The organism is Kitasatospora sp. NPDC101447 (genome assembly GCF_044767225.1).
Classification (GTDB): domain Bacteria; phylum Actinomycetota; class Actinomycetes; order Streptomycetales; family Streptomycetaceae; genus Kitasatospora.
The window spans coordinates 278,730-288,759 of record NZ_JBIWNL010000003.1; the positions used below are offsets into that span (position 1 = coordinate 278,730).

Annotated in this window: 9 protein-coding genes; all 9 read right to left on the reverse strand. The window is 73.6% G+C overall.

Going from position 1 to position 10,030, the window contains the following annotated elements:
• Positions 1 to 14 precede the first annotated feature (14 nt).
• Positions 15 to 824 carry a DNA-formamidopyrimidine glycosylase family protein gene (locus ACIRST_RS06215; protein ID WP_350521241.1) on the reverse strand — a complete coding sequence of 270 codons (810 nt, stop codon included), beginning with the start codon at positions 822 to 824 and terminating at the stop codon, positions 15 to 17.
• Between the two features lie 79 nt (positions 825 to 903).
• The gene (locus tag ACIRST_RS06220; protein ID WP_402800632.1) at positions 904 to 1,902 is read right to left on the reverse strand and encodes an AAA family ATPase; all 999 of its coding nucleotides are present in this window, start codon (positions 1,900 to 1,902) and stop codon (positions 904 to 906) included.
• A 183-nt stretch (positions 1,903 to 2,085) separates the two neighbouring features.
• Entirely contained in the window at positions 2,086 to 2,514 is a 429-nt protein-coding gene (gene aroQ / locus ACIRST_RS06225; RefSeq protein WP_148647724.1) for a type II 3-dehydroquinate dehydratase, read from the reverse strand.
• An 8-nt stretch (positions 2,515 to 2,522) separates the two neighbouring features.
• Positions 2,523 to 3,614, reverse strand: a complete 1,092-nt coding sequence (gene aroB / locus ACIRST_RS06230; RefSeq protein ID WP_350521243.1) for a 3-dehydroquinate synthase — start codon at positions 3,612 to 3,614, stop codon at positions 2,523 to 2,525.
• On the reverse strand, positions 3,607 to 4,128 hold the full coding sequence (locus ACIRST_RS06235) for a shikimate kinase (RefSeq protein ID WP_350521244.1): 522 nt from the start codon (positions 4,126 to 4,128) through the stop codon (positions 3,607 to 3,609). The genes aroB and ACIRST_RS06235 overlap by 8 nt, the downstream gene beginning before the upstream one ends.
• On the reverse strand, positions 4,125 to 5,309 hold the full coding sequence (gene aroC, locus ACIRST_RS06240) for a chorismate synthase (protein ID WP_350521245.1): 1,185 nt from the start codon (positions 5,307 to 5,309) through the stop codon (positions 4,125 to 4,127). The genes ACIRST_RS06235 and aroC overlap by 4 nt, the downstream gene beginning before the upstream one ends.
• 273 nt (positions 5,310 to 5,582) lie before the next feature.
• The gene (locus tag ACIRST_RS06245; RefSeq protein WP_402800465.1) at positions 5,583 to 6,413 is read right to left on the reverse strand and encodes a shikimate dehydrogenase; all 831 of its coding nucleotides are present in this window, start codon (positions 6,411 to 6,413) and stop codon (positions 5,583 to 5,585) included.
• A gap of 34 nt (positions 6,414 to 6,447) precedes the next feature.
• A complete protein-coding gene (gene mltG, locus ACIRST_RS06250) occupies positions 6,448 to 8,367 on the reverse strand; it encodes an endolytic transglycosylase MltG (protein ID WP_402800467.1) in 1,920 nt (639 codons plus the stop codon).
• Between the two features lie 188 nt (positions 8,368 to 8,555).
• Positions 8,556 to 9,824 carry an endolytic transglycosylase MltG gene (mltG, locus tag ACIRST_RS06255; protein ID WP_350521249.1) on the reverse strand — a complete coding sequence of 423 codons (1,269 nt, stop codon included), beginning with the start codon at positions 9,822 to 9,824 and terminating at the stop codon, positions 8,556 to 8,558.
• Positions 9,825 to 10,030: the final 206 nt, after the last annotated feature.

A 10,030-nucleotide genomic window follows, 5' to 3' on the forward strand; every position in this document is an offset into this window, starting at 1 on the left:
GGCGGATCGGCTCCTCAGGCCGCCTGGCAGGTCGGGCACCAGAAGAGGTTCCGCGCGGCGTGCTCCTCCGTGCGGACGTCCGTGCCGCAGACCAGGCAGGGCATCGCCGCCCGCCGGTAGACGTACACCTCGCCGCCGTGGTCGTCCACGCGGGGCGGGCGGCCCATCGCCTCGGGGGTGTGCTCGGGGCGGACGGTGTCGATCCGGCCGGCCGCGACGCCCTCGTGCATCAGGGCGACCAGGTCGGCCCAGATCGCGTCCCACTCCTTCCGGGTGAGGTCGCGCCCGGCCCGGTACGGGTCGATGCCGTGCCGGAACAGCACCTCGGCCCGGTAGACGTTGCCCACCCCGGCCAGCACCTTCTGGTCCATCAGCAGCGCGGCGACCGTCGTCCGGCTGCCCGCTATCCGGCGCCAGGCCGCCTCCGGATCGGCGTCGGCCCGCAGCGGGTCGGGCCCGAGGCGGGCCACGACGGCGGCCTTCCGGTCGTCGGTGACGAGCGCGCAGGTGTTGGGACCGCGCAGGTCCGCGTAGCCGTCCTCGCCCTCCAGCCGCAGCCGGACCAGGCCGACCGGCTCGGGCGCCGGGCCGGTGCCGAAGGTGAAACCGCCGTAGAGCCCGAGGTGGATGTGCACCCAGCCGCCCTCCTCGAAGCCGAGGAAGAGGTGCTTGCCGGTGGCCTCGGCCCCGGTGAGCAGCTGCCCGTCGATCACCTTGGCCTCGTCGGCGAACCGGCCCTGCGGGCTGGAAACCCGGACCGGGCGCCCGCCGAAGGCCTTCCGGTTCCGGACGGCGAGGCGGTGGATGATGTGGCCTTCGGGCACGGGCGTCAGCTCCTCGGGGCGCTGCGACAGGACCGGTCCATCATCGCAGCCGGCACCGACAGCTCCACGAATCCGCAGGTCAGCGGACCGGCATGCCCATCAGCCGGGCCAGGATCACGCGGTCCAGCTCGGCGGCCGTCCCGGCCACGTCCAGGTAGGAGTTGTCGATGATCGGCAGCCCCGAGTTGTACCAGCCGGCCATCCGTCCGTGGATGCGCGCCACTTCCTCGTCCCCGAGGCGCCGGTTGCCGCTGCGCCGGGCGTTTCGGCGCAGCACCGAGTCCAGGCTGGGCAGCAGGACGACCGGGATCATGCCGGGGCCGATGTGCCGCTTCCAGCCGCCGAGGCCGATCGCCGGGCGGTCCGGGAAGACCGCGTCGTCGATGATGCAGGAGATGCCGTTGGCCAGGTAGTTGCGGCAGGCGAAGCCGCAGGTGCGGCGGGCCAGCCGGTACTGCGCCTCGGAGGCGTTGTTCCAGCCGGACTGCGGGTTGGCGAAGCCGGACTGCACCCACTCGCGGACGTCGTCCAGGCTGATGTGCGCGGTCGGGGTCGGGCGGCGCTCGGCCCAGTACCGGGCGACGGTGGTCTTGCCGGCCCCGGCCGGCCCGATCAGCAGGACGGCGATCGGCCCGGTGGGCGCGTGCTGCTGCGGCGGGTGGGCGGGCAGCTGGACGGGCATCCCGGACGGCAGCACGAAGTGCCCGGTCCCGCCGGCGGGAACCGGCGCGCTGGGTGCCGGGGCGGGCGCCGGGGCCGCGACGGGGGCCGGCGCCGGAGCCGGGCCCCCGGCCGGGGCCGGAGCGGACACGGGCGCGGGAGCAGGCACGGGCGCCGGAGCGGACACGGGCACCGGAGCGGGCACGGGCGCGGGAGCGGACACGGGCACCGGAGCGGGCACGGGCGCGGGAGCGGACACGGGCACCGGAGTGGGCACGGGTGCGGGCGCCGGAGCGGTAGCGGGCGCGGACGGCTGCGGAGCGGCCGGCGCGGGCCTGACCGTCGGCGGCGGAGGAGGCGGCGGAGACGGAACCGGCGCTCCCGACGGGGTCGCCCCCGCACCGCCCCCCGGCGGCACCGGCGGAGCGGCGGGACGCGGCGGGACCTGCCCACCTCCGGCGTACTGCGTCACGGCACCTCCCGACACCTCTCAGCGGGGACACTACACGGCGGCCCGGCGGCGGGCACAGTCCGCTGCCGGGCCGCGGGCCCCGCGCGGCCGGTCCGCGCTCCCGCGTGCAGGAGGCGGACCGGCCCGCGCTCAGCGCGTGGTGAGCTGCTCGGCCAGCGCGCGCAGCGCCAGCTCGTACGAGCCGAGCCCGAAACCGGCGATGGTGCCGGAGGCCACCGCGGCGATCACCGAGGTGTGCCGGAAGGTCTCCCGGGCGTACGGGTTGGAGATGTGCACCTCGATCAGCGGCGCGGTGCGCTGCGCGGCGGCGTCCCGCATCGCGTACGAGTAGTGCGTGAACGCACCCGGGTTGATCACCACGGGCACCTGCCCGTCGGCCGCCTCGTGCAGCCACTCCACCATCTGCTGCTCGGAGTTGGTCTCGTGCACCTCGACCTCGAAGCCGAACTCCTTGCCGAGCGCGGTGCAGCGCTCGACCAGCCCGGCGTACGAGGTGGCGCCGTAGACGTCCGGCTCGCGGCTGCCGAGCCGGCCCAGGTTGGGGCCGTTGAGCACCATCACCCTGGTCACGCCGCGACCTCCGCGTAGGCGGCGACCAGCAGGGACGGGTCGGGGCCCTCCAGCACCGAGGTCTTGCCCAGGCCGTCCAGGACGATGAAGCGGATCAGGTCGCCGCGCGACTTCTTGTCGATCTTCATCGCGTCCAGCAGCTTCGGCCAGGCGTCCGCGCGGTAGCTCAGCGGCAGGCCGACCGAGGCCAGCACGGTACGGTGCCGGTCGGCCGTCGCGTCGTCCAACCGGCCCGCCAGGCGGCCGAGTTCGGCGGCGAAGACCATGCCGATGGAGATCGCGGCGCCGTGCCGCCACTTGTACCGCTCGTTGCGCTCGATGGCGTGGCCGAGGGTGTGGCCGTAGTTGAGGATCTCGCGCTGTCCGGATTCCTTGAGGTCCCCGGAGACCACGTCGGCCTTGACCTGGATGGCCCGGCGGATCAGCTCGACGGTGTGCGGGCCGGCCGGGGTCTTGGCGCCCTCGGGGTCGGCCTCGATCAGGTCGAGGATCGCCGGGTCGGCGATGAAGCCGCACTTGATGACCTCGGCGAGGCCGGAGACGTAGTCGTGCTTGGGCACGGTCTCCAGGGTGCCGAGGTCGGCCAGCACGCCCACCGGCGGGTGGAAGGCGCCGACCATGTTCTTGCCCTCGGCGATGTTGATGCCGGTCTTGCCGCCGACGGCCGCGTCGACCATGCCGAGCAGCGTGGTGGGCATGGAGATCCAGCGCACCCCGCGCAGCCAGGTCGCGGCGACGAAGCCGGCCAGGTCGGTGGTCGCGCCGCCGCCGAGGCCGACGACGACGTCGCTGCGGGTGAACCCGGTCTGCCCGAGCACCGACCAGCAGTACGCGGCGACCTCGACGCTCTTGGCGTCCTCGGCGTTCGGCACCTGCAGCGCGATCGCCTCGTAGCCCTCGCCGAGCAGGTCCTCGCGGATCGCGTCGGCGGTGGCGGCCAGCGCCTCCGGGTGGATGAGGGCGACCCGCTTGGCGCGGGTGCCGATGAGCGGTGCCAGCTCACCGAGCAACTGGTGCCCGATCAGCACGTCGTACGGGTCGTGGCCGGCGCTGCCGCCGACGTGGATCCTGACGGTGGTGTCAGTCATGGGGGGTCTTCAGCTCCAGTGCTTCCAGTACGGCGTCCGCGACCTGCTCGGGGGTGCGCCCGGCGGTGTCGACGACGGCGGTGGCCACCTCCAGGTAGAGGGGGCGGCGGGCCTCCATCAGCTCGCGCCAGCGGGCCCGCGGGTTGACGGCCAGCAGCGGGCGCGGGGCGTCCAGGCCGACCCGCTTGACCGCGTCGGCGAGCGGGACCTCCAAGAACACCACCGGCAGCTCGCGCAGCAGCTCGCGGGTGGCGTCGGCCATCACCGCGCCGCCACCGAGCGCCAGTACCCCGTCGTGTCCGGTGGCGGCCTCGCGCACGGCGGCCGCCTCCAGGGCGCGGAAGTGCGGCTCGCCCTCGTCGATGAAGATCTCCGGGATCGGCTTGCCGGCCGTCGCCTCGATGTCGGCGTCGGTGTCCCGGAAGCCGACGCCCAGGCGCTCGGCCAGGGCCCGCCCGACGGTGGACTTGCCACTGCCGGGCGGACCGACCAGCACCACGACGGGCTCGGTCATCGGATGATCAGGTGGTCGAGGTAGCCCTGCACATTGCGGCGGGTCTCGCTGACGTGGTCGCCGCCGAACTTCTCGTTGACCGCGTCGGCCAGCACCAGCGCGACCATCGCCTCGGCGACGATGCCCGCGGCGGGCACCGCGCAGACGTCCGAGCGCTGGTGGTGCGCCTTGGCCGGTTCCCCGGTTCGCACGTCCAGGGTCTGCAGCGCCCGCGGCACGGTGGCGATCGGCTTCATCGCGGCACGCACCCGCAGCACCTCGCCGGTGGACAGGCCGCCCTCGGTGCCGCCAGAGCGGCCGGAGGTGCGCTTGACGCCCTCGGGGGTCGGGACGATCTCGTCGTGCGCCTTGGAACCCGGCACCCGGGCCAGGTCGAAGCCGTCGCCGACCTCGACGCCCTTGATCGCCTGGATGCCCATCAGCGCGGCGGCCAGCCGCGCGTCCAGGCGGCGGTCCCAGTGCACGTGCGAGCCGAGGCCCACCGGCACGCCGTACGCCAGCACCTCGACCACGCCGCCGAGGGTGTCGCCGTCCTTGTGGGCCTGGTCGATCTCGGCGACCATCGCCTTCGAGGCGTCCGCGTCCAGGCAGCGCACCGGGTCCTCGTCCAGCCGGGCCTCGTCCGAGGGCAGCGGCACCACGCCGGCCGGCGCCTTGGCGGCAGCCAGCTCGACGACGTGGCTGACGATCTCGATCCCGGCCACCTCGCGCAGGTACGCGCGGGCGACGGCGCCCAGCGCGACCCGGGCGGCCGTCTCCCGGGCGCTGGCGCGCTCCAGGATCGGCCGGGCCTCCTCGATCGAGTACTTCTGCATGCCGGCCAGGTCGGCGTGGCCGGGCCGGGGGCGGGTGAGCGCCTCGTTGCGGGCCAGGCCCGCCAGCACCTCGGGGTCGACCGGGTCGGCCGACATGACCTGCTCCCACTTCGGCCACTCGGTGTTGCCGACCATGATCGCGACCGGGCTGCCCATGCTCAGGCCGTGCCGGACGCCGCCGAGGAAGGTCACCTCGTCCTGCTCGAACTTCATCCGCGCCCCGCGGCCGTAACCGAGCCGACGGCGCGCCAGCGCGTCGGCCACCACGGCGGTGGTGACCGGTACACCGGCGGGCAGGCCTTCCAGCGTCGCGACGAGTGCGGGGCCGTGCGACTCCCCCGCCGTCAGCCAGCGCAACGTACCCAACGGAGCTCCTTCATCAGCGGACCGGCCCACGGCACCGCCGGGGCCCGACCGAGCGTGCCTTCTGTCCGAATCCTTTCATGCCCCGGCGGCACCCGGAGGCACAGTCCGCGTGACGGACGGCAACCGGTCACCATCCGGCCGGGCGACGGCCGCGAGACGGCGGAGGCACGGCGGAGGCACGGCGGTGAGACGGCCGCGAGACGGCGGAGGAACAGTGGGGAGACGGCGACGGGACAGCGGCCGGGACGCCCGGCACCCGACCCGGCACTCCGGTCAGCGCCCGGCGAGCGCCTTCTCGCCGGCCTCGCGCATCGCCGCCAGCGGCCCGGGAACCCGCCCGGTGAAGGCCTCGCTCTGCAGCACCGCCTGGTGCACCAGCAGGTCCAGCCCGCCCAGGACGGTCGCCCCGCGGTCGGCACAGGCGGCGGCCAGCGCCGTCGGCCACGGGTGGTACAGCACGTCGAACAGCGCGCCCGGCGCGGCGGGCAGCGACCCGGCGAAGCCGTCCGTCGCACCGACCGGCGTGGTGGAGACGGTCAGCGGCTGCGCCAGCGCCTCGGCCCCGCGCTCCCAGTCGGCGGTGCGGACGACCACGCCCAGCTGCTCGCCCAGCTCGGCCATCTCCCGGGCCCGCTCGGCGCTGCGCACGTAGACCGTCACCTCGCCGGTGCAGATCTGGGCGAGCGCGGCCAGCGCCGACGAGGCGGTGGCCCCGGCGCCGAGGACGGCGGCGCCGGGCACCTCGGTGATCCCGCGCTCGCGCAAAGCGTTGACCAGCCCGGGGACGTCCGTGTTGTCCCCGGTGCGCCGCCCGTCGGCGGTGAACACCACGGTGTTGACCGCGTCCACCGAACGGGCCGTCGCGCTGACCTCGTCGAGCAGCGGGATGATCGCCCGCTTCAGCGGCATGGTCAGCGACAGCCCCGCCCACTCGGCCTCGTCCAGCCCGGCGACGAAGCCGGGCAGCCCGGCCTCGTCGACCTCGAAGCGGTCGTAGCGCCAGCCGTCCAGACCGAGCGCCGCGAAGGCCGCCCGGTGCAGGTCCGGCGAGAGCGAGTGGGCGATCGGCGAGCCGAGGACGGCCGCCCGGTGCTTGCTGGTCAACGCTGCCTCTCCATGAACTGCTGTCCCGCCGCGGCTACTTGGTGGTGCAGTGGCCGCGGGCCTCGTCGAAGCCCTGCCCGGCCGCCTGGCAGTACTCCTTGACGTTGGCGTAGTGCTCCTTGCTCGTCTCGGCGAACCTGGTGTGCTGCGGGTCCATCGCGATGAAGTACAGCCACTTGCCGTCCGCCGGGTGGAGCACCGCGTTGAGCGCGTCGTCGCCGGGGTTGGAGATCGGCGTCGGCGGCAGACCCGGGTTGACGTACGTGTTGTACGGGTTGCTCGCGTTGTCCATGTCGCCCTTGTTGAGCTCCTTGCGGCCCAACGAGTACTGCAGCGTGGTGTCCATGCCGAGCTTGTGGTTGATCTCGCCGCCGGCGGCCAGCCGGTTCTGGATGGTCTTGGCCATCTTGGCGAAGTCGTCAACGTTGTTGCCCTCGCGCTGGAGGATGCTCGCCTCGATGATCACCTCGTACCCGGTCTTCAGGCCCACCGAGGCGGCCTGGGAGTCCAGGTTGGCGTACTTGTCGGTGGCGGTCTTCACCATCTGCTTGAGCAGGTCCTCGGGCTTCATGCCGTCGGAGATGTTGTAGCGGGTCGGCCAGAGGAAGCCCTCGATCTTGCCCTGGGCGTAGGCCGGCAGGCCGAGGTCGTTGACCTGCGCCTGGGCCACGGCGGCCGTGGCGCCCTTCTGCAGCTTCAGCTTGGTGTCGATCAGCCCGTAGATCTCGGTGGAGTTCTTGCCCTCCGGGATCACGATCGCCGCGCCGCCCGCCTGCGCGAGCAGTTCCTTGAGCGCGGCGGCGGCCGGCATCTCCTTCTTCAGGACGTAGAAGCCCGGCTGGACGGTGGTGCACTTGGGCTCGGCCTTGCAGGCGTCGGAGAAGGCGTCGACGCTCTTGACCACGCCGGCGTTCTTCAGCGCCAGGCCGATCTGTCCGGCGACCGCGTCCTTCTTGACCTCGAACTGGACGGAGCCGGTGCCCTCGCCGGCGAAGTCCGGCGCCGGGCCGAAGTGGTCCTGGTAGAAGCCGTAGCCCCACCAGCCGGCGCCGCCGACGGCGCCGAGCAGCACCACCGCGACCAGCAGGCAGGCGCCGCCGTTGCGGCGGCCCGACTTCTTGCCCTTCTCCTTGCGCTTCTTCTTCGCCTCGCGGGAGTCGTCCTGCTCGGAGAGGAAGCCGCCGTCCTCGGCCTCGGCGTGCCCGTCGAGGTACCCGCCGTCCTCGGGGTGGCCGTCCTCACCGCCGTCCCACTCGTCGGTCCCGCTCTCGGGCGCGCCGCCGACCGGGGCGCCGGACTCCAGCGCGGCGGCCTCGGCCTCCCAGTCGATGCCGTCCGGTCCGGGGCCCGAAGCGGGCGCGGGCGCCGGCTGCGGCCGGGTCTGCTGCTGCGGCGGCACGGCCTGCTGCTGAGCACCGGGCTGCTGCATCCCCGGCTGCTGCACGGGCTGCTGCATGCCGGGCTGTTGCACGGGCTGCTGCATGCCCGCCTGCTGCATGCCCGCCTGCTGCATGCCGGACTGCTGCGCGCCCGGGAACCCCTGCTGCGGGTAGCCCTGCTGCTGCATCGGCTGCTGCTGCATCGGCATCTGCTGCTGCGGGTAACCCTGCTGCTGCATCTGCTGGAACGCCTGCTGGGAGTGCCCCTGCGGCATGAAGCCCTGCTGACCGCCCTGGAACTGCTGCTGCTGGAACGCCTGCGGCGGCATCTGCTGCTGCGGGTAGCCCTGCTGCTGCATCGGCTGCTGGAACGCCTGCTGCTGGGGGTACCCCTGCTGCACGTCCCCGTACGGCTGCTGGACCTGCTGGCCCGGCTGGCCGTGCTGGCCCTGCTGCGGGTACTGCTGCCACTGGCCGTCCTGCTGGCCGGGGACCGGCTGCCGGCCGTCGTACCCGGGATCACCGGGGTGCCACGGCTCGCCCTGGGGGGCGTAGCCCCCACCGAGATCGGTCATTGATCCCCTTAACCGACGGTGACGGCCGGCGGATCGGACCGGCCGTCCGGGACGGCATCGTCCCGGCTGAATCTCGAACCGGCGTGCTAGCGCAGCGCCTGGAGGGAGACGTTACCGTACCGCAGCCTTACCCCCACCCGGGCGAACGCACCGTCACCGGGCGGCCTCACGGACGGCACACAAGATCACTACGGAGTCGCCGCACCCGGGCCGGAGGAGGCCCCCGGCGCCGCACCGGAACCGGATGCCGAGGCGGAGGCGGTGGCCGAGGCCGGAGCCGACGCGCTCGGCTTCGCCGCCGCCCGGTTGGCGTTGAACTCCGCCACGTTGCGCTGCTGCACGTCGAAGCTGTCGGTGAAGCGGGTGTCCCCGGGCTTCACGGTGACGAAGTACAGCCAGTCCCCCGGCGTCGGGTCCAGCGCCGCCATGATCGCCTGCCGCCCCGGGTTGGAGATCGGCGTCGGCGGCAGCCCGGGGTGCAGGTAGGTGTTGTACGGGGAGTCCAGCTTGGTCTCGGTCACCGTGGTGTTCAGGGTCGACCGGCCGAGCGCGTAGTTGATCGTGGAGTCCAGTTGCAGCGGCATGTGCTTGGCCAGCCGGTTGTAGATCACCCGGGCCACCTTGCCCATGTCCTCGGTGTTGTCGGCCTCGCCCTGGACCATGCTGGCCACGGTGACCAGCCCGTACACGGTCTGTCCGAGGTTCTGCGCGACGACGGTGGCGTCGTCCCTGGTGAACTCCTTGCCGGCCCGCTCCACCATCTGCTTCAGCAGGTCGATCGCGGTGGTCCCGTCGGTGACGGCGTACGTCGCCGGGAACAGGTAGCCCTCGGGGCTGCCGTTCGTGAAGTCCGGCAGGCCGAGCTCGGCGCCCTGCTCCTGGGCGGTGCGCTGGGTGGTGCCGTCGGGCAGGCCGAGCTTCTTGTCGATGGCGGCGTAGATCTGGTAGCCGCGCCAGCCCTCGGGGATGGTCAGGCCGTTGGCGTTGGCCGGGTCGATCAGGATGGCCAGCGCCGCGACGGCCGACATCTTCTGCTTCAGCGTGTACGTCCCGGGCTGGATCCGCCCGGCGGCGGCCGCGCTGCCCTTCGCGGCCCGGGTGAAGGCGAGCGAGCTGGCCACCACGCCGTTGCGGACGAGGGCGGACGCGATCTGGGACAGGCCCGCGCCCTCCGGCACCGAGACCTGGACGCTGCCGGTGCCCTGTCCGGCGAAGTCGGCGGCGGCCGGGGGTTTGCGCTGCGCCTGGAACCACGTGTAGCCGGTCAGCCCGACCCCGCCGAACACCGCGACCAGCGCGAGCGCGGTGAGCCCGCAGGCCAGGCCGTTGCGCCGCCGGTGGGGATCCGGCGCATCGAAGCGCGGACGGGGCGCGGACGGCGGCCGGCCCTCCGGCTCCAGCACCGGCGCACCCAGGTGTCCGGGGGTGAGCCCGGGGTGGAAGTCCTGGTCGGTCATCGCGCGTCCCCTCGACGGTCCCAGACCGTTCCGGATCGACCACAATCGATCCGGAACGGCATCGGAAACGAACGAAGAGGGGTGCCGGGGGGCGCCGCCCCCCCCCCCCCCCCCAACGGCCGGTTGTGCAAGCGCATCACCCGCCCCCCCAGACCCTCAAAACCCGCGGGGGGCCCCGCCCCCCCGCGGCCAACAACGGGGGCGGC